The following is a 21,424-nucleotide window of genomic DNA, read 5'->3' as shown; positions in this document are numbered from 1 at the left end:
CCCTTAAACACAGTGGCCAACGGTAATTCCAATGGTGAAATCACCAAAATATGTTATAACATAACAAATAAGCAAAATTAGTGGTATATCAATTATGACCTCCGCAATTGAACAAAAAATTATTGACGCTCCTGAATCAGACTATATGAATGACGAGCAATTGGCATTTTTTAAAGACCTACTCATTGAGTTACACGACACAACCCGAGCCCGAATAAAAGAAGCCAAAGAGGAAATGCTTAACCCACCGGATCTACCTGACTTTAACGACAGAGCTTCGTGGGAAGAGCAATGTGAGCTCCTTATGCGCATTGTTGACAGAGAGCAAAAATTACTGCCTAAAATTCAACTCTCCCTTGAGCGGATCCGTTTAGGCACCTATGGATATTGCCTTGAAACTGGCGAACCTATCGGTGTCCAACGACTAATGGCAAGACCGACAGCAGAATACTGCATTGACGTCAAAGCATGCCAAGAGATGAAGGAACATTTAATTCGGTCTTAATAGACACTTTCATCCTTTTCCTAGTAACAATAAGGTAGCAAGTTATGTTACATACACCGTCAAAATTACCTGTTACAGTACTTTCCAGTTTTCTTGGAGCGGGGAAAACCACCCTCTTAAATCACATACTCAATAACCGAGATGGACTGAAAATAGCGGTTATTGTGAATGATATGAGCGAAATTAATATCGATGCCGCTACCGTTAAAAATGAAATCGGCGTCAATCGTGCAGAAGAAAAGCTCGTAGAAATGAGCAATGGCTGTATCTGCTGCACGCTGCGAGAAGACTTACTCGAAGAAATCACCCTGCTTGCCAAAGAAGGGAAATACGATTACCTCGTTATTGAATCCACAGGCATATCTGAGCCTCTCCCTGTGGCTGAAACCTTCACCTTTACCGATGAAAACGGCCAAAGCTTATCTAATGTCGCCACATTAGATACCATGGTGACGGTTGTCGATGCACTTAACTTTTTAAAAGATTACGACCAAGCCCGTAACTTACAAGAAGTAGGAGAGAGCTTAGGTGAAGACGACCACCGTAATGTAGCTGATTTATTAGTTGACCAAATAGAGTTTGCTGATGTCATTGTGATCAGCAAGACCGATCTGGTTTCTGAGACAGAGCTGCGTCGTCTTCAGAGCATCTTAAGCACACTTAATACCGAAGCCATGCAAATTCCTGTATTAAACGGCCAAGTGCCGCTCAAACAGATCCTTGCAACAGGCAAGTTCAGTTTTGAAAAAGCGCAGCTTTCACCGGGCTGGTTAAAAGAGCTACGTGGTGAGCATGTACCAGAAACGGAAGAATTTGGTATCAGCAGCTTTGTGTATGCCGCACGCAAACCCTTTCACCCACAACGATTTTATGATTTTCTGCACAGCAAAGATAAAAAAGGTAAGCTCATCCGCTCTAAAGGCTTTTTTTGGCTTGCATCGCGTCCCCAGTTTGCTGGTAGCTGGAATCAAGCAGGTGGCATGGCGCAATATGGCGTGGCAGGCTTATTTTGGAAAGCCGTCCCTCAAGAACAGTGGCCGACCGATCCAGAATACATTGATGCAATACAAGAGATGTGGGAAGAACCCTACGGCGACATGCGTCAAGAGCTGGTATTTATTGGGCAAAAGCTCGATAAACAAGCAATTATCGACGCACTGAATGCGTGTTTGTTAACTGAAGAAGAAATGGCACTTGGTATGCAGCTTTGGAGTACGCTGCCTGATCCATTCCCTGAGTGGGAAACAAGGTAGACGTCGCATGTATAGAGGCAGCTCAACCAAAAACGCTGCCTCAACTTTACCTTATCGGCCTATCAAAGCTCAGCCTCTAACACTGCAAGGGCACGTTTTTCGGCGTCATCCACGACACCGTCAGCCTCGATAACTTTAATGACGAGCTCTTTGACAAATTTTCGCATAGGTTCATCAACAACATGGTGCATTCGATGTTGAATAAACGACTCAATGTCATTTTGCTGTACCGCTAACACCGATTTACTCAAACTGTCTTCAAAATAGTCTTCCAATGCAATTGTCGAATTCCACTGAAGTTGGTTAGCCCATTCATACACAACACGCTTTTCGCTGTCGTCTATTTTGCCATCTACACCGATAAACAATAAGGCGAGGTCTAATAGCGACTCTTTTTGTAATTGATCAATACAAATGCCCGTATCAAAATGACTTAATAGTTGCTCAAATTTCATTATTCACCTGTCCTTTTTGTCCAAAATCACACTGACAATAACCTTAATCTACTTTTTTACGTTTGTCATAACAATTTAGCGCAGTGCAACAGTCATTACTTTTAACAACGTCATTCACACAACTTTAGTGCAAACTATTAATAGCAACATGCCAAAACTCACATAGGTCATGTCAAATATAAAGCGGTTTTTTCAGGAAACGTCCTCTTTTTCGGCGCTGACGCAGGGGATCCCGATGGCGACACTCTCACCCGCAATTGGGCGCAAACGTTGGGGACTACAACCTCAGTGCCTGATAAAACCGAACAGTTGGGTTTTACTGCCCTAGAGGTGATTCAAACCAAGAGTTGGATGCTTACCGTAACGATCACAGATGTTTTTGGGTTATCTCAATCTAAAAAATCAGCTTTATAGTGAATGCTAAACACAACAGCGGTGTTTTTAGTTATATCATTTCACTGCTGATACTAATGATATAATTCATATTTACATATTATTTATGGCACCACTTACCATTAGTATATTCATAGTTATAAATATTTAAAATTATCACTTCGATTATTGGGAATTAAATATTAAAATAGGCGAGATCAAAAAACACACAAAAGAATACATTTTTAAACAATATTGTTCTGATGTAGCTCATATTCTATGAGTTTTCTTATGTAAATAATTTAACCAGAAAATAGGACTGACAATGCTCGCTAAGTTGAAAGGATTGCTTCTTATCGTGACCATAACTATTCCAGCGATTGGTATTGCGATTGAACAAAATACTCCATTAAAAGCCCCTAACACACTCCCGCCTTCGTCAGAAGTGACTCCCTATATAGTTGGTGGTAATGAAACAACCCCCTTTAATTACCCATTTATTGGCAGTTTACAAAAAAATGGCGTGCACAGCTGCGGGGTCACATTTATTGGCGACAACAAAGTGCTTACCGCAGCCCACTGCGTGAGGAATGGTTACATTGAGTCCTTCACTGTGAAGTTTGGAGGACATGACCTGAGTGAGCCAACACAATGGCAAACCTATCACGTGTTGCGTCAATTCATGCACGACGACTACGATTGGATTTTTACCGATGAAAGGGCATATGACATTGCTATTTTGGAGCTAGATCGCCCAGTTGAAAACATCACACCAATAAAACTGGCGAACCCAGCAGTGCGTAATAACCTAGTGGCGGGCGAAACGCTCAAAGTAATGGGATGGGGCCGCTTAAATTATAACGGCAGTCTGCCAAGCAAGCTTCAAGAAGTCGATTTGCAATATATCCCTAACGACATTTGTAATGATGTAGATCATTATGACGGTGACATCACAGCTTCCATGATGTGTGCAGGTGTTGAAGCCGGAGACAAAAGCCCATGCAACGGAGATAGCGGTGGCCCACTTATCGTCAAAAAAGAAAATGAATGGGTTCAGGTTGGCGTCGTAAGCTGGGGTTTTCGCTGCGGTGCGCCAAATAAGCCGGGGGTATTTGCCGATGTAGCAAATTTATCTGATTGGCTGTTTGGACGGACAATTGAATTTGGTTTTGACACTGAAACGCAACATGCCTTCATTCAAGAAGAAGCACCAACTATTTTAACAGGCGCATTCACCAATACCCTAAACACACCCGTTAACATTACCAATGTCAAATTTGCTGATAGCGCAGATCCCGACTACATACACCCCAATCCATCTAATGTAGCGCTTGTCGAACAAACCTGTACAACCACTCCCCTTGCACCTCAACAAACATGTCAATTTAGCGCTCAGTTACCAGAACAACATCATCATAGCTATTACAAAGTATATGTGGACATAAACTCACCGGTAGAAGCTCGCTATTATGAGCATTTACACTATTACAAAACCCGCGAAATCGAAGAAGATGTTAATCAGCACTTATCGAGTCCAACACACATAAAATGGTTAACAGGCGGAGAGGCAAACTGGTATACAGCAACCACTGACGACGGAGAAAAGGTCCTAGTTAGTGGAGATATGATAGATAATTCAGACGACCCTGATCATAAACTCGCGTGGCAAAAAACCTACATAACTGCTGACATTGATAATGTGCATATCAGCGCGGTGAGTTTTGACTATCTTATTTCCAGTGAAAAATATGAAGACTATGTCGATATTTTCCACAATGGCAAGCAGCTACTTAGAGACAGTGGTCTCCAAGAAACCAAGACAAATATTCACATTGAATTGGAAGCAGGTCCAAATCAAATTGCGATCTTATACAACAAAGGGTACAACAACTCCGAAGGGAGTGATAATGTCACTATTTATAACTTTTCGACCACCTTTGTAAATGAAGTACCCAAAGCGGTTGTTGCACATTCAGATGTTGAAATACGCAGTGAGCTAGACTTTACATTAGACGCCACCCAATCCACTGATCCAGACGGTGATAACTTGACCTATCAATGGCGTGAACTAAGTTCGCCTGATGACATCATCGGCACAGAAGACACCTTACAACTCAGTGCCGAAAAAGTAGCTGTAGATACAGTGAAAACCTATCAAGTAACAGTCACGGATGAGTATGAAGCGGCGGCCACAGCACAAGTGAAGGTGCGCATACGCGCAAACAAAGCACCTGAAGTCACTTTAGCGAGCGATACACAAACAGTATCTATTGGCAAAGAAGTCGTTATTACATCAACGTCTTCAGACCCTGATAATGACAAAATGACTTATACATGGAAGCAAACTGCGGGGACGCAAATCACACTCCCTCAAAATACCCAGCAATTGAAGTTTACAGCCCCGCAAGTAACACATAATGAGACGCTAACTTTTGCACTGACTGTGACTGACTCATTTGGCCTCACAGCCTCACATGAAATAAACATAAACGTTGCGGCCCCTGCGTCCAGGCCAAATAATGACTCAGGCAGTAGCGGTTCATTCGGCCTCCTCAGCATAGGTGTATTGGCCCTGCTGATTCGACTAAGACGCTTTCAACTTAACAAGTTAAATTAACGCGGTTTAAGTAAAAGCCTTCATTCTATGTCGGCTTTTACTCATTTATTCGGTTCGACCAATTGATAGAGCACCTCCCTTTCCCCACATTCATGCTCAATTTAGCGCCATGACCTATGGACTTTTTCATTCCTAAAATGAGATTTTGATTTCGATATGGCTTTGCATTTTGAAAACCTGTAAAACATAAAATAAAAAATCACAATAATATTAATAACTTAAAATTGGCACCGCGATTGCAATCAGTTAAATCAGCAAAAATTGCATCTTGGAGAATGTCATGAAATACAAACTATTAAGCTTGTGCCTTTTGTCTGCAGGCGTGAATGCAGCACCGTTCGATACTTGCCCTTCTAAAGCATTTTTAGTGCAAGGAAATACAGCATCCATATACGGCGTAAATTTAGTGTCTGGCGCATTCACAGAGTTCGCTCAAAACGTTGGTACCAACAACAAGCTTAATGGGTTTGGATTCAGTCTCCACGACCGTTACCTCTATGGTTGGGATTACAGCCGCAAAGACATCGGTCGTGTTGGTAAAGACTATACATTAGAACCATTAAATACTATCGGCTTCCCTGACACCAACTTCTACGTTGGCGATGTCGCTATCCACGAAAATGCGTATTATGTTTACAGAAAAGGCAGTTCATACGGTTTATACCGTGTCTCGCTGGATGAAACAAGCAACGACTATTTGCAAGCAACGCGTGTCATCAACGGGGGTGATCTTAACCTAAATATTTTTGATATGGCGTTTGCCCCCAATGGCGAAACTGGCATGGCTTATAGTGTAGATAGCAACGGTAATTTACATCGTATTAATGCCAACACAGGTGAAAGTACTATGCTTGGTAACGTCGGCCAGTCGGGTACTTTTGGTGCTGTATATTTCGATATCGATAACAACTTTTATATCAGTCGTAACCAAGATGGTCATATTTATCAAGTAAACATAGATGACCCAGCAGACACACAGCTATTTGCCTACGGCCCAAGTTCAGGTTCTAATGATGGCGCACGCTGCGCAACCGCCCCGATTATTGATGAAAGTGAAGATCCCACCATGGACTATGGCGATGCACCTGAAAGCTACGGCACGTCTTTAGCTGAAAATGGCGCTCGCCACGTTGTAGGAGATCTATACTTTGGCGATGGCGTAAGCGCAGAGCATTTACCACAAGCGCAAGATGATGACGATGGCGTCAGCTTCGTTACAAGCATTGAAACAGGATATGATGCACTCATCTCATTTACACTCTCTACTAACGGCTACGTTAACGCTTGGGTAGACTGGAACCAAGATGGTGAATTCCAATCATCCGAACGCATCATTAGCGAACTTTCAGGTGTAGCTGGCGAAAACCGGGTGTTAATACCTGTGCCAGTTGACGCACTTGAAGGTAACACTTGGGCACGCTTTAGAGTATCAAACAACCAAGATATTGCGCCAACAGGCGGGGTGGATACCGGTGAAGTAGAAGATATCTCAGTGTCAGTGGTTGCCAGCAGCTTAATCGAGTCATCAACCGCTTGGCAAACCGCCGCGTTTGAAGACTTATGGCCACAAAAAGGCGATTATGATTTCAATGATGTGGTCGTCAGGTACCGCGCAACAACAGGCCAGATTGGTAATCAAGTCGTTCAATACAAAGTAGAAGGTGCATTAGTTGCCGTAGGTGCCGGCTACCACAATGCATTTGCGCTGCGCTTTAAAGAAATAGCTCGAAATCATGTCAATGAAGCACAAATTAAGTTAACCGTTGATGGCGTGGAGTCTCAAACTAGTCCGCTTGAAGCGAATAGAAATGAAGCGATCGCCGTCATTTTTTCTGACACCAGAGAAATGGTGCCGACACAAGAAGGCTGTAAATTCTTCCGAACAGAAGAAGGCTGTAGTGATATTCAACGCGCACCGATTCCGTTTGAGCTAACTCTACCATTGTCGACCACTTACAGCGCCAATGTAGCGACACTAGACAAATTAGACCCATTCATTTTCGCAGTAGACGGTCATTACCACGGCCCATATGTTGACAGCAATAATGGTCGCGGCTGGGAAGTACACTTGAAAAACCAAGCGCCAACAGAAGCATTTGACAGTAGCTATCTTGACCAAGGTGACGATACATCATCTACAAATGGGTACTTTCAAACTGGCACTGGGTTACCTTGGGCACTGATCATCGATACCGATTGGCAGCATCCAAAAGAGCGCGTTGAGATGTCCATTGCATACCCGCAATTTGTAGAGTTCGCATCATCAGCTGGCCAGAGCAACGTGACTTGGTTTGAAAATCCTGTCGCAAATTACCAATACACCATCAGCAGCGCATCACAAAACTAGGAGCAGACCATGAACAAGTTAATTATCACTCTAATGACATTAGTACTTACAGCATGTGGCGGCGGTTCAGGTGGCTCTGAAGGTCAAAGTAACCCGACGACAACAACGTCAAGCAATAGCACGGCCGCTGCACCAGCATCAGCAAGTTCTAGCACACCAGATGCGGTGCCACAAGACACGACTGACGCAGATGACACGGCAGCAACACAGCCACAAGGTGGAGGAATGGATAGCATGGATGTTGATGTCACTTTCGATTTTAGAAGTAATGTCGCTGTAGAGGTTACATTTGGTCAGAACCTAGTAAGTGAACGTGCTTTCGTAAACATTTGCAAGCAAGGTGAGAGCATAACAAATACTAGTAACTGCTTTTTGAGAGCACCACTGGACAGTAACGGTTTCACAACACAAATCCAGTTACCTCATGCAGATCAGAAACTCAAAGCGGAAATTTGGTTCTACAGCACAACGAAAGAGCCACTAGTATACAACTGGGAGATAGATGCAAGCCAAGAACAACAAGTTTGGAGCATTAACTAACAAACACCACAGGAGCATGTAAACATCATGCTCCTTTTTTTATTCTAACAATGCACTTTAATCTTAAAATAGCCAAGGGTTTACCATTAAATCGACACCTCTTAATTCTCTAGCTATACAAACTAAACATAGGAATTAAAAACTCCAAATATCCTCAGCTCCACTTTAATAATTCAACTCCAATTGCTCCCTACTTTTATTTTACAACAAGTGTTTTTAAGATTCGTTCTAACATTCATCCACCACAACAACAAAATCACAAAATTCACACCTTATTCACAAAAACAGATTACATTCATTACCAACCAGAATATAATAACGATTCTCATTACCAAAAAGGATAATTACTAAAATGAAATTAATCTATGTGTTATCACTATTACTATTACTTTTCACTTTACCAGCATTTGCGAAACAGCCCATACGAGTTGCAGATATTGGCGTTATGGGTCTAGCATCGCATGACCTTTTTCAGTGGAACTCTCGTACACGTGAAAATGAAGAAAACGGACGCTTTGATTTAAGTACAATATTTGACTACGCAGATGGCACAAAAATACATCAAGGAGGCAATCCTAAAAACTCATCAAACACTGCCGTCTATTCTGTAACTCAAAGCCTAGTCAGTTACTATTCTGGTAAAAAAGCCACACTACTTATGTCCAGAGAAGTAACTGAAGAACAGGCACATATAATCGCTCGACAACAAACTGTTAAATTCTTTATCGGGATGGTAAAAGAATCCTATGAACGATTTACAAACTCTAGGTTTCCAAATTATGCATTAGCGCAAAACGTCAATGACAATGAACAAGCTGTCATGCGTGCTCTTCATGATATATTACCTGGAAAAATAATCGTCAACCGTAATCTCGCACAAGAAGTCTTGGTTGTGACAGATTATAAACTGGCCATGACGCAGCTATCGGCCTCTGAAATGATGCAAATAGTTAAGTTTTTTGATGGTAAATACGACGAAGAATACTTACATGTTGTCGTGCCGGGGTTCCCAGATTTTCAAGTCATCAATTTACAAGAAATCGACCAAAAATTTATTGCAGACCAAACAAATTACAACCTAGATCATATGCTAATGGAATTACACTTTTACGGTAATTTCCCTTTCTTCGGCAACCTTGTTGATTTTACTAGCTTTGGGTTTCACTTAGAGAACTTATTTGCAAAAGGTATCTGTAATAAATATGCAGATGGCAGCCCAAATCCTTGGAACACTGTTGAAATTGAGTGTTACTAATACATTTTTACGCTTTTTGATTCATTAACTATATATTTTCTAGCGTCGTTAAATAGATACTTTTCTTACAGCGCATTAGTGAAACCTTAATGCGCTTCTTAGCTTAACTAACAAGATGTTACCCCCCGAATTCTCATAATAAGTAATATAAACAGCATTTATAAAGAGTTATTTATAACATTAGGTACAGAAGAAACAGTACCATAATGCACAAATTATAAAAGTTCGATATGAAAACTCTACTAATAATGTTGATTGGCAAGTTAGCGAATTTTTTTAATCAACCCGCTGGACAGAGCGACACCCAGAACAACTTCTACAGGCATTCAATACCAGCTCATTTAAATACTTTGCATATCAAGAGGGAAAATGAATTGGAGTCGTTATAGCTGTAGATGACGGTCACTTTTATACGTGGAAAGTAGACTTAGCAGTTAACCCACAATACCAAGAGCTTGAGGTTGGTAAAACTATTTTAGGTAAACTCGAAACAGACTTAAATGCTTACATTACAACTATGCTAATAGCAGCACCTGGAAAAAGTAAGCTTTAAGAAAAGCAAGACAAGAAGAAGCCTTATCCTTTGAGATCGACAAGGCTTAATAACAGAGAGCGTATTATTTACAGTAGTTTTCTACCACTTGGTAATTGTCTACTTCTACTTTCTTGTACTGGCTTTGCCCATCAGCAACTATTTCAAAAAGTTTAACGCCACAAGTTTCTTTACCATTTGGCAGCTCAATGTAATCGTACAGCGCCTCATAGTTTGCATTTTCCGCCGGTGTGAAAGTAATGATTTTTCGACACCAAGAATACAGTGCACCACCAGAATCAGTTTGACCAGGCGTGAAACCCGAGATCCCTACACCATTGAATTGAAATGAAAAAGGTTTTTGTGCTGGAATATAGACTTCATTTTGATGTGAATCACCCAGTTTTTCGTCATATGCAGGCATATCTAAACGACTCAAGCTACGAACTAAATTAGCTTTAACACCCAGTGTCGCTATATGCCCACCATGTTTAAACTCTGTTGAAATACAACTTTCTGACAAAGGAACTGCAACAAAGTTATTATTACTTGGCACAGATGCTAAACGCAGCTTGGCACTTGGACCATCAACCATTGGCTGAAGATAAGGGTTTACTGCACAGCCAGACAGCAATGTAACTGCGGCCATCAAACTAATTTTTTTCACAAAAAGTACTCCATTTGCAAGCTTAGACACTTGGCTCAATCTAAGAGAGAGTTAAGCTTCCTATTGAACATATGCCATATTCGATTATTACAGAGTGAAGCATAAGTTTTTATGCATAAAATTTCAACAATTCAACCTAATTCACTCATTCATTAAGCAATGAATTATGGCCTTGATATAAACCTTTATTACCGTTATTAAGAAGAAATATAGATTTATCACTATTTTAAAATAGGCGGCGCCACAAAAAAATTAAATATTAACCCTTCTTAGCAACCTTGTGATAACCCGAAAGGCAAAGTTATTATGTGTTATTTGAAAGGAAAACTATTTATAGAGAGCTAAAAACACATCAATTTACTTAAAGAAAAAAACATTTTACTTTTTAAATCATTTCCATATTTTAATGGCAAAAAGTAATAGCCTATCCTTGGCTATTTTTATAAACACGAATTAATGGCAATAATTATCTACAAAAGTTAAATCATTAATATGCTCTGGCGCATCCATCACATAAGTTGCAGCTGCAGTTTGGGGATTAACGCTATAAATTTTTGCGCGCTCACCTGAAACTCTGCCTGACACATATAATGTTCCATCATCAGAAATAGCCAAACCAGACGCCCAGTTAATACCATGGTCGCCAATCCAGGTTAACGCCATTGAACCATCATCTATGGTATACAGAGATTTGCCAGTCAACACATACAGTGTGTTGTTATCAGCAGAATAAGCAATATCTCCATGAGAGAAAGAGTCACCTGAGTAACGCATCTTTCCTAACACAGTTTTTTCGCCCGTTTCTAGGTTGTAGTCATACATATAAGTTTTACTAGTCGCACGTAAAGACTCGCCATTCGCGGTGACCGCAGAGCGGTAGATTGGCCAAGACTTCGCATCTGCTTCAGCAGCTTGTACGCCAGTTTCTAAGTCCAATGACCACAGTTTTGAAGCCTTTGTGCCCGAATCTAGCTGTTCCATGAAATACAGCTTACCGTTGTGACTAGCAATATTTGACGCCGTATTCTGAGCGCCAGCGACGACACTATACGTATTTGTCTCTAAATCAAACTTATAGACATAACCCGTTTCGGCTGAGCCATAATTATTAATGCCAAAAATGCCCGTATGACAAGCTTGCTTTTCGGTTACGGCGACGTCATCAATAAAGCCCCCTAAACTGTCATTCGTGCCTGTTCCAGTAAAACGGATCTCTGAACTACTTGAAGTCGCCTGTACAGACAATGTAAATGATTGCCAACCTCTTTGCGTCGCGTTTAGGTTTAATACCGTTGTGCCATTCCACTTAACATCCACCTTATTTGTCTGGCTATTCCCTTTAACGCGCGGTGAATAATAGAACGACACCTCATAGGCTTTTCCAGCTTCAGTAGCAACACTTTGAAATACACTGTGATTAGCCGTCGAGTCTAGCTCAATGTACTGCTTACCATCTGCAGCGGTAATGATCCCAAGACGTGATGTTTGAATTTCAAATCTCGCCCCTTCACTTTGCCACCCAGTCACTGAATCAAGTAATGTCCATTTTGACTTCACGGCATCTTGTTCGAATGAGCCGTTAGTTACTAAATTGTCTGCAGTTGCAATTTGCGATGCAAAAAGCGTAGACAGTGCAAAAAGAGATAATTTCATAAAGTAAGTCTCCAAAATTTGGTTATGTTTAAAACACAATCAAATGAACATTTATTCATTAAATTCATAATGTTAAACCAACAAATAAAGTTCAGTTAAAGCTAAGTTGAACTATTCAGCTGTAATTAAATTGCACAAATGATGCCGAAACTCAAAAGCGTGTTTATCAATCCAGAGATTGCCATGAAAGAACAAGAAATTAGTGGCAACTCGTAAGGTGATACCTCACTGACGGTGAGGTAAACCGATACTATGACCACTAAAGGTTTTGATATGTAAAAGCTGAGTGATTATTTGAGGGCTTAAAAAAATAGGCCAGCGACTTTACAGTGGCTGACCTATCTCAACAACCTAGCAGACGAAAGCGCTAGGCCTTACAGTTTGATTACTCATATTCTTGAAGGTTATTTCCTATGTATATTCAACCTTACAAAAATAATTGTAAAAGCATACGTATGCCGGTGATAAGCAACACGACAGAAAACACTTTCTTGAGTTTTTTTGCGTCTAGCTTAGCAGCAAGTGATGCACCAACTGGTGCAAATAACACAGTTAAAGGCACAATGCATAGGAACGCAACGAGGTTAACAAGCCCAAACGTGCCGATAGGTGCATCAGCAGGTGATTGGCCTAAAATGAGCATAGTCGCAGCGCCTGGCAAAGAGATAATTAGTCCAATCGCTGCGGCTGTCCCCACAGCTTTATGTGCTGGATAGTTATAAAGCGTGAGTAATGGCACTGAAATAGTACCACCCCCAATGCCCACCATTGAACTGAAAAATCCAATTGAGGTACTCATTGACGCTTGTCCAGCTTTACCTGGCAGCGATTGAAATAAAGCTGATTTGCCTGTTCGAAACAGCATATTCAGCGCTGACAAAGTTGCGATAATACCAAATAACCCAGTCAACCAAGTACCATTGACGCGTGTAACCAGCCAGCTTCCTAACAAAACACCGATAAAGATAAACACAGCCCAGCGCTTTAACAGGTCAAAATCAACATTGCCTTTTTGATTGTGTGAGCGAATTGAACTGATAGAGGTTGGAATGATTGTCGCTAATGAGGTCGCTGTTGCAATGACCATGGCTGACTCAGGCGATACGCCAAACCCTTGAAAAACAAAAAATAGTACCGGCACAATAACGATACCGCCACCGACACCCAGTAAGCCTGCCAAAATCCCTGCAAATGCACCTGTTGCAACCAGCGCCATGAGTGTTGAAATATTATTGCTTAAAAACTCTATCATAGTGTAAATCAACAACGTTTAATTAAAATAAATAAAACCAACAAACGGAAAATCCGTTTGTTGGTTATGTAAAAGAAAAACGAAGAAATTATGCAGAGAGCTCTTTTCTTACGATTTCTGCCCCTGCGGCTAAAGCCTGTAGTTTGCCTCTCGCCACTTCTCGCGATAGCGGTGCCATACCACAGTTTGTGGAAGGATAAAGTTTGTCAGCATCGACATATTTAAGTGCTTCGCGAATGGTGTCGGCGACTTCTTCCGGTGTTTCAATGTCATTGGTAGCAACATCAATAGCGCCGACCATCACCTTCTTGCCTTTTAATAATGACAACACTTCAAGCGGCACTCGACCGTTGTGACATTCTAAAGAAATAATATCGATACTGGATTGTTGAATAGCAGGGAATGTTCTTTCATAGTGACGCCACTCATTGCCTAACGTTTTCTTCCAGTCGGTATTTGCTTTGATGCCGTAGCCATAGCAAATGTGCACCGCGGTTTCGCATTTAAGCCCTTCGGTTGCAATTTCAAGCGCTTCAATGCCCCATTCATTCACTTCATCAAGGAACACATTAAATGCAGGTTCATCAAATTGAATGATATTGACGCCCGCAGCTTCTAGCTCTTTTGCCTCTTCATTCAGAGCTTTAGCAAATTCAAACGCAAGGGTTTTACGATCTTGATAATAATCATCATAGAGCGTATCAACCATGGTCATCGGCCCTGGTAGCGCCCATTTGATTGGCTGCTGTGTTTGCGAGCGCAAAAACTTAGCATCGTCAATAAATACTGGTTTTTGACGACTTACTGGGCCAATAATGCCCGGTACACTGGCGTCATAGCGGTCACGAATTCTAACTGTTTTTTTATTTTCGAAATCAACACCACTCAAATTTTCGATGAAGGTGGTGACAAAGTGCTGACGAGTTTGTTCGCCGTCACTCACAATTTCAATACCCGCGCTATCTTGTTCTTGTAATGTAACTCTCAGTGCATCTTTTTTACCGGCAATCAGTTCATCGCCTTCTAGTTTCCAAGGTGACCAAAGCTGTTCAGGTTGTGCCAACCAAGACGGTTTTGGTAGGCTGCCAGCGGTAGAAGTTGGGAATAATTTTTTCATAATTAATGCATCTATACCTTAAAATCAGAATGACGGCTGAACAAAGTTAGCAGCCCATTTTTCCAGTGTTGACTGGTATCGCTGAATAAAGTTATCTTCACACCACTTACCTTGTTCAATCGCAAGGCGAGCACGCTCTTCTCGGTCATAAACTACTTGCGTTAAAGAGCAATCTAAGTTTTTCAAGCTTGGCTTGTAAGTTTCACCGGCAGTCGAGTTCGCGTTATAAATTTCTGGACGATAAATCTTCTGGAACGTTTCCATGGTGCTTAGCGTACTGATAAGCTCCAGTGTGCTGTAATCGTTTAACAAGTCACCGAAGAAAAAGAATGCATACGGAGCAACACTGTTTTCAGGCATAAAGTAACGCACTTCCATACCCATTGTTCTGAAGTACTGCTCTGTCAATGATGATTCATTCGGCGTGTATTCAACACCCAAAATCGGGTGTGTGTTACTGGTGCGATGATACGTTTTGTTGTCTGATACACTTAAACAAATCACCGGAGGCTTACTGAAGTTTTCTTTGTAAGCGCTTGAATTAATGAAGTCTTGAAACATTTTACCGTGCAACTCACCATAGTTATCTGGCACAGAAAAATGGTCTTTCCCTTCGTTATGTTTACGCAGTAAAACGCTAAAATCGTAGTCGCGTACATACGATGAGAAGTTATTACCCACAATACCTTCAATACGTCTGTTTGTGTGATGATCAACAATGTATGTTTTTAATACTTCGATAGTAGGGAAGGTTTCACCATTGCCCTCAACGTCAATATCCACATGCACAATATCAATTTCAACTGAGTAACGGTCTTTGTTTGGGTTATCCCAATTTGCCAGACTGTTAAAGCAGTTATTAATCATGTTAATTGCTTTACGAAGGTTTTCTTGGCGTACTTCACCACGAGCCAAATTAGCAAAGTTTGTAGTAAGGCGCGTATCGTTTGAAGGTGAATAGTGCTCATCAAAACGAATAGTCTTAATAGAATAGGTGAAATCGCTGTTCATAATATTGTGGTGTCCTTTACTTAAATTAAATCAGACCTTAAATCGAATGAAGCGATTCTATGATCAATAACCCATGATTAATATTGATTTAATTTTATGAACCTATGAGTTTTACTCATAGAGACTCTGTTAACGACTCGAGTCTATAAATGCTTAGGAATTGTTAATTACTATGATTTGCAAACTAGTGCGGTAATTAATTCTATGTTTGATGATGCTAATTTGTGAGCAATTAGAGTTGATGAATTGGTGTGTATATGGAGCAGTATTTCGAAGTAGTGTGGTACCACTAAAAATTGTTTTACTGAGTGATGGTCTGCAACCTAAGCGCGCAGCAAAACGCCGTGTTTAGGCCAATTATCATTTCTCTAATAAAGGTGAAACGAACGTTTTAAACTTTTGTGCATTTTACTTTTTTAGACTGAGACAACAAACAACTTTAGCCATTAGGAAGTGCTAATGGCTGTTGATTTAATCTGAGATAATTGCCACCGGATGTTTGTAACTGTGAGCCATTTTGATAAAGGCGCTGAGGTAATCAATATCACTATCCCCTTCGCGAGTCCCTAAATAAATTTGCTTCGCGATACCATTTTTCCCTAGACGCACAACTGATAAAGGTAATTTTGTACTGTACTCTTCTGCCAGCCAGCGTGGTAGTGCCGCAACACCGCGACCACATGCAACCATTTGCAACATGATGTCGGTAGTTTCGACGGTTTTGTGTTGCTTAGGGATCACTTGGTCTGGATTGAGGAACTGCGTGTAAATATCAAGGCGATCTTTTGATACTGGGTAGGTAAACAACACTTGGTCCCTAAGATCTTCAGCCTGGGCAAATTTTTTAGCCGTTAATTTATGATCTTTAGGAACGACGAGCACTTGCTCATAATCAAATACTGGCTCAAAGACTAAGCCGGTTTTAAAATAGGGATCAGGGGTTACTAGCAAATCTATTTCATAATCTAGTAAAGCCCCTACTCCGCCGAATTGAAATTTTTGTTTAACATCTACGTCAACACCCGGCCAAGTTTCTAAAAAAGGCGATACCACTTTTAATAGCCATTGATAACATGGGTGGCATTCCATACCGATCCGCAGTGTGCCACGCTCGCCCATCGCGATTTGCTTTAGTCTTTCTTCAGCACCACTTAATAACGGAAGCGCACGATTTGCGATATTAAGTAAGTAATGGCCTGCTTGAGTTAACCTTAAACTTCTTCCGTCACGTACCCAAACGGCAGTACCGAGGTTGTCTTCCAGTTTACGCATCGTATGGCTTAATGCCGATTGTGTTACACAGAGCTCTTTTGCCGCAGCAGTGAGAGATCCTTGCTGATGGACAGCATGGATGATACGAAGGTGGATACGTTCTAACATTTTTAATTATGAGTAAAATTAATAGATTGTTTATAATATATCATTATCTCTCATCGATAAACTCACCTAGACTAGTAACAATTAAATAACCCATACGATTAAGTGTAAGTTTATAAAATGAAAAATGAAGTTCAAACGTCCCCTGTCGCACATTATGACGTGTGTGTAACCAAGATCGAATCACTCAATAAGCATACCTTTGAAATTGAGCTGTTAGCCCCAGAGGGAAAAGTGTTGAGCTATAGGTCTGGACAATATTTGAAGCTCGAACTGGATGTTAATAATGATGGCCAACCATTGTGGCTTTCATACACGATTTCCAGCCGTTTGGATGCTGGTAAACCTAATAAAGTGTGTTTAATTATTCAAGTTGCGAGTGACTTTTCAGGCAAAGTAGTAGACTGCTTGTTTGCTGCCAAAGCCAGTAACCAGCCGGTCAAGATCATGCTTGCCATGGGCAATGCGTTTTTACAAACAAGCCTTGACCAGCCTCATTTGTTTGTCGCCGCGGGCTCTGGCATATCCAAGATTAAGTGTATAACGGAAGAGATTTTGCATCGAAACCCTGATGCGAATATCAATATTTACTGGTCTAATCGTCATAGCGATGACTTTTTTCTTTTAGAACAGTTTCATAAATGGGCGACTACGCATAAAAACTTGGATTTCCATACGGTTTTAGAGTCGGCTCAATCTGGTTGGGCAGGAAGAACAGGCTTTCTCTACGAAGTCATACAGCAAGACCATACCAACCTTAAAGAGACACATGCTTATTTATGTGGTTCTCCAAAAATGGTTTATGGCACCATTGACCAGCTCAACGCTTTAGGTTTAGAGGAACGCAACTGCTATTCAGACGTTTTTGAGTTTTCACCTAGAGTCGAACAGCTAGAAGCCTAAAGCCATTCAGATAATTTAAAGCTAAAACCCCTTTCAAGTCACCGTCAAATATCTTTTTGGCGGTGACTTTGAGCAATGAATATTTGTTAGCTGTCATACACAGTAAAGCGGAACCGAGCCAACCGTTACGGACCCGACTTTAACGCCTTTTTATACTCAATTAAATAGTCAAACACCTTATTTGAAATCGCCTCTAACTTTGGTTGAGTATTTTCCTCTGCCACATTGGTTACAACAAAAATACCCACCTTTTTCTTCGGATAAATGACCAACCAACTAGATGTGCCCATTGAGCCGCCACTTTGATAGAGCATGAGCTCATTTGAGTCATCTTTAGCGGTATACCAATAAAATGCCTTGCCATGACCCGTCCAACTCTCCTCTAAAAGTTGATGAGAAATAGCCACCTCAGGCTCTGAAGAAAATTGATGTTGAATATAACGCGTAACAGACTCAACGTTTGAAGTTAATCCTCCACCAGCAAACCAATATGGACTCGCTAAGGGCATTTGATTGCCATTTTCATCTGATCCGACTGTAACTTCGCTTACCTCGGAGTTTGTGCGTCTGAATTTTGTGCCGCGCTCTCCAGACTTGCTTGTGATCATTTCAGAAATCAGTAATTCAAACGGTTTTTGGTAAACTGACTCCAGAATGTATCCAGCTAAGTTGGTACCGACGCTTGAATATAGATAGTCCTCGCCTGGGGTAGAATTCAGTTTTACTTTTTTAAGATCGTCAAAGTAGTCATCTCTAGAATATTTTGATATTTTTTCGAAATACCTGCCTTGCTCAATATCTTCTCGGCTAGCAGCAAAATTGCCAGGCAGCCCACTGGTATGCGTCAAAAGATGTCGTAAAGTTATAGACTGGTTGGACAGTTCTAGGTTTTTATATTCGTCATTTTTAAGGTAATGGCGGATATCTTTATCAAGCTCAACTTTACCGTCGTGAATAGCCTTAGCAACTGCTAACCCTGTGTAAGTTTTGGTTAAAGAGCCAATTTCGTATATTGTTTGGTTGTTAGGCTTATCGCCATTCCTTAACGTCCCTAAATGATATTGGTAAGTCTTATCTGAGTCTACGACTGAAATTGAGACGACCTGTCCAGCATTTCCATTAATAAGTTCAATGAGTTCATTCTTTGTATTAGATTCAAAATTAGTTGCATCATGACTTTTGCAAGAAGCCAACACTGTCATTAATGAAATAGCCAATACCGATGATATAGTTTGAGTTATTAATTGGCTCATCGTTTTCCTTTTAAAATCATTAAAATCGTTGTTTAGACGACAAAATTAAGCAAAAGGTTTAAAGGCTGAATCCAATAAGGCACTTAAAGTTGTAAATAAAAGACTAAACATAGTTGGCTATAGTTTGTGAGGAAGAAAAAATTTAACTACTGTTCATCCGTACTTTTTATATTTAGGTAACTGCAACTGATTGGGCGGCAAAGTTACACTCTTGTTGGTCTGTACCTAAACAATAACATACGCTGTTAAATCTAAACCAATCACTCATTCGATACACTTTGCATCGAAATCCGAGTCCTTAATCGTTAAACCAGATGCCTCAATAAAAGTGAATAAAAGCACAAAGGTAAACCCTGTTGGTTGAACATACATTACAATGTCTAAGCGCTTAATTTCACTAAAATAATCGATTAATTTATCATGCCTAGATTAACTAGGAATATATTTGCTGATTAGAATCCATAGCAGGCACCTAACACATTTGTGTCAGTACAATATTATCTTTAAAATCAAAAAAAGAAGGATGCTGATTATAGTGACTAGCCCTGGTAACAGGTAATACGGCCTTTTCGACCAAACACTTATTCTGAAGAATGGGGGTGACTAAACCGCACTATAAATCACAAACAACATACTGGAATAAATAATGAAGCCTGAACGCCTAGCGAAATGCCTCTCAATGGTAATTGCTTTGTTTCTAACCACCAGCGAGGTGCAAAGCTGCGAGCTTGAAACAGAAAGTAGTCTGTGTATCCACCAGCAGACAATATCATTACCTTTAAAACAACCGGTTGGGACCTTTGTTGTTCACCTAGAAGATCACAGCCGTAAGAGCCATAGAACGCTTGATTTGGGTCACAGACGGCTGGGAGTTAGGTTTTTTTATCCCGCCATTGTCGATTATCAGAAAACTAAACTGGCAACGCTGCCGGACAAGTTTGCACGGGTTAACCAGCTTATTTTCGATGAAGCCATAGAGCCATCAGCAATCGAAAAGTTAAAACCATTGAATTGGGACATCGCTGTAGGAGCAGAAATAGATCACTCTTTGGGGGCTTTACCCCTGATCATTTTATCTCATGGGTATTATCTCAACCCAGAACTGTTTGTCATCACGGCTTCGTATATCGCCAGTAGAGGCTATCTCGTCGCTTCTATTAATCATACTTTTGGCTCGTCTCACTACTCCCCCCCTCATTCAGAGACTGAGCTGACCATAGAATTGCCCCATGATAACCTAGGAAGTGATCTGGCGATGTGGAGTGCCGATCAGCTTTTTGTGATTGAATACTTACAGCAACAAAGCAAAAAATCAGAGAGTGTTTTTTACAACAACGTCTCCGACAATATAGGTATAATTGGTCATTCTTATGGGGGTGCAGCCGCGTTTCACAGTGCAGCACAATCAGACAAAGTCGATGCCATCATTAACCTAGACGGCACGGTTTTCAACAGAAAAGGGCTTACTATTACACAGCCGTTTATGTATGTGCACGCCGACGAGGAATACTTCAGCGAAATTTTTGTGAACGTGAAAAACAAGGGCTATGTTGCCATTTTTAAAGACCTCAATCACGTGTCTTTCACCGACTTTGTTGTCTTCAAGGAGATGATTCAACAACCCCAATCAACACAGCAAATAGATACTAACTTCAAAGCTATTCTGGATGTGGCCAACCTAAGCTCTAGCTTCTTTGAGCATCACCTTGGTGACAACAAAGGCCATTTTAAGCCACCAGCCAATTTGGCCAGAGAAGATTTTAGCTTCAAAGTTTTTAACTGCAATTCTAAGGAATCATCGCCACAACCGTTAATGCTCTGTACCTACTATGAATTGAAAGACTGGTTAATGCAGACATTTTGAATACACTCGCATTGATGTTTTTACGCTGAATGAAAAAAGAAAAAAGGACAGGCACTTTTCTTTTTAAAGTGCGAACCGAAATATAGCAATGTATTTACAAGCCATGGGTTTTATTACTGGGCAAAGCAGCCATAGTCCGCCTAATGATAAAAATAAATGTAACTTTGGGTTATCTTCATTTTATGAAACAAAAGCGTCTAGATTGATAAGCAAGGCTCAAGCTACATTTTACTAACCCACTCCTTTATACTAATCCATATTTTTTAACGGCATGTGCTCTTAATAATGTGTGCAAACCAGCAAGTTACCATAATGGCCACCAAAGCTTTTACTTGTGCACTTCCCCTCACCACACAAAAAAGCGCGAAGTACACACCGTACGATTAAGTGATAATAAGACGTAAAAGAAAAATCTATCAGTGCTTTATGTGTTCAAGTCATGTCTACTCAA

General features: G+C 40.7%; 16 protein-coding genes. 8 read left to right on the top strand and 8 right to left on the bottom strand.

The annotated features are described in order from the left end of the window. Positions 1-94: 94 nt before the first annotated feature. Both N473_RS06770 and zigA read left to right on the top strand, forming a co-directional pair. Positions 95-505, top strand: a complete 411-nt coding sequence (locus tag N473_RS06770) for a TraR/DksA family transcriptional regulator (RefSeq protein WP_039609386.1) — start codon at positions 95-97, stop codon at positions 503-505. 44 nt (positions 506-549) lie between these two features. Further along, positions 550-1,758 carry a zinc metallochaperone GTPase ZigA gene (gene zigA, locus N473_RS06765; protein ID WP_063367242.1) on the top strand — a complete coding sequence of 403 codons (1,209 nt, stop codon included), beginning with the start codon at positions 550-552 and terminating at the stop codon, positions 1,756-1,758. 62 nt (positions 1,759-1,820) lie between these two features. Here zigA and N473_RS06760 read toward each other — a convergent pair whose 3' ends face one another. Continuing rightward, positions 1,821-2,213 carry a hypothetical protein gene (locus tag N473_RS06760; RefSeq protein ID WP_063367241.1) on the bottom strand — a complete coding sequence of 131 codons (393 nt, stop codon included), beginning with the start codon at positions 2,211-2,213 and terminating at the stop codon, positions 1,821-1,823. Between the two features lie 730 nt (positions 2,214-2,943). On the opposite strand from N473_RS06760, the gene N473_RS06755 reads away from it, so the two are divergent. From N473_RS06755 to N473_RS06740, 4 genes are all read left to right on the top strand, one after another. Beyond that, the gene (locus tag N473_RS06755; RefSeq protein ID WP_196766372.1) at positions 2,944-5,202 is read left to right on the top strand and encodes a serine protease; all 2,259 of its coding nucleotides are present in this window, start codon (positions 2,944-2,946) and stop codon (positions 5,200-5,202) included. Between the two features lie 280 nt (positions 5,203-5,482). Further along, positions 5,483-7,549 (top strand): LruC domain-containing protein, encoded by a 2,067-nt coding sequence (locus tag N473_RS06750; protein ID WP_063367239.1) that lies wholly within the window; start codon positions 5,483-5,485, stop codon positions 7,547-7,549. Between the two features lie 9 nt (positions 7,550-7,558). Next, the gene (locus N473_RS06745) at positions 7,559-8,089 is read left to right on the top strand and encodes a hypothetical protein (protein WP_063367238.1); all 531 of its coding nucleotides are present in this window, start codon (positions 7,559-7,561) and stop codon (positions 8,087-8,089) included. Positions 8,090-8,441: 352 nt separating this feature from the next. Then, positions 8,442-9,344 carry a hypothetical protein gene (locus N473_RS06740; RefSeq protein WP_063367237.1) on the top strand — a complete coding sequence of 301 codons (903 nt, stop codon included), beginning with the start codon at positions 8,442-8,444 and terminating at the stop codon, positions 9,342-9,344. Positions 9,345-9,961: 617 nt separating this feature from the next. Here N473_RS06740 and N473_RS06735 read toward each other — a convergent pair. From N473_RS06735 to N473_RS06710, 6 genes are all read right to left on the bottom strand, one after another. Next, entirely contained in the window at positions 9,962-10,543 is a 582-nt protein-coding gene (locus N473_RS06735) for a hypothetical protein (protein WP_155735540.1), read from the bottom strand. Positions 10,544-10,996: 453 nt separating this feature from the next. Further along, the gene (locus N473_RS06730) at positions 10,997-12,196 is read right to left on the bottom strand and encodes a DUF642 domain-containing protein (RefSeq protein WP_063367235.1); all 1,200 of its coding nucleotides are present in this window, start codon (positions 12,194-12,196) and stop codon (positions 10,997-10,999) included. 427 nt (positions 12,197-12,623) lie between these two features. After that, positions 12,624-13,448, bottom strand: a complete 825-nt coding sequence (locus N473_RS06725; protein ID WP_063367234.1) for a sulfite exporter TauE/SafE family protein — start codon at positions 13,446-13,448, stop codon at positions 12,624-12,626. 88 nt (positions 13,449-13,536) lie between these two features. After that, positions 13,537-14,565: a methionine synthase gene (locus tag N473_RS06720; RefSeq protein ID WP_063367233.1), complete on the bottom strand. Its 1,029-nt coding sequence runs from the start codon at positions 14,563-14,565 to the stop codon at positions 13,537-13,539. A gap of 24 nt (positions 14,566-14,589) precedes the next feature. After that, positions 14,590-15,576: a DUF1852 domain-containing protein gene (locus N473_RS06715; RefSeq protein ID WP_063367232.1), complete on the bottom strand. Its 987-nt coding sequence runs from the start codon at positions 15,574-15,576 to the stop codon at positions 14,590-14,592. 471 nt (positions 15,577-16,047) lie between these two features. Then, positions 16,048-16,956, bottom strand: coding sequence for a LysR family transcriptional regulator (locus N473_RS06710; RefSeq protein ID WP_063367231.1), 909 nt, complete (start codon positions 16,954-16,956; stop codon positions 16,048-16,050). A gap of 117 nt (positions 16,957-17,073) precedes the next feature. Between N473_RS06710 and N473_RS06705 the strand changes: the two genes are divergently transcribed. Then, positions 17,074-17,856: a hypothetical protein gene (locus N473_RS06705; RefSeq protein WP_063367230.1), complete on the top strand. Its 783-nt coding sequence runs from the start codon at positions 17,074-17,076 to the stop codon at positions 17,854-17,856. 125 nt (positions 17,857-17,981) lie between these two features. Here the strand turns inward: N473_RS06705 and N473_RS06700 are convergent, their stop codons facing one another. Then, on the bottom strand, positions 17,982-19,109 hold the full coding sequence (locus N473_RS06700; protein ID WP_063367229.1) for a serine hydrolase domain-containing protein: 1,128 nt from the start codon (positions 19,107-19,109) through the stop codon (positions 17,982-17,984). Between the two features lie 646 nt (positions 19,110-19,755). Here N473_RS06700 and N473_RS06695 point away from each other — a divergent pair. Further along, a complete protein-coding gene (locus N473_RS06695; protein ID WP_063367228.1) occupies positions 19,756-20,973 on the top strand; it encodes an alpha/beta hydrolase family protein in 1,218 nt (405 codons plus the stop codon). Positions 20,974-21,424: the final 451 nt, after the last annotated feature.

The organism is Pseudoalteromonas luteoviolacea CPMOR-1 (genome assembly GCF_001625685.1).
In the GTDB taxonomy this organism is placed as follows: Bacteria; Pseudomonadota; Gammaproteobacteria; order Enterobacterales; family Alteromonadaceae; genus Pseudoalteromonas; species Pseudoalteromonas luteoviolacea_K.
The sequence above is the reverse complement of the archived record's forward strand: the minus strand, read 5'-3'. Positions and strand labels throughout refer to the sequence as shown.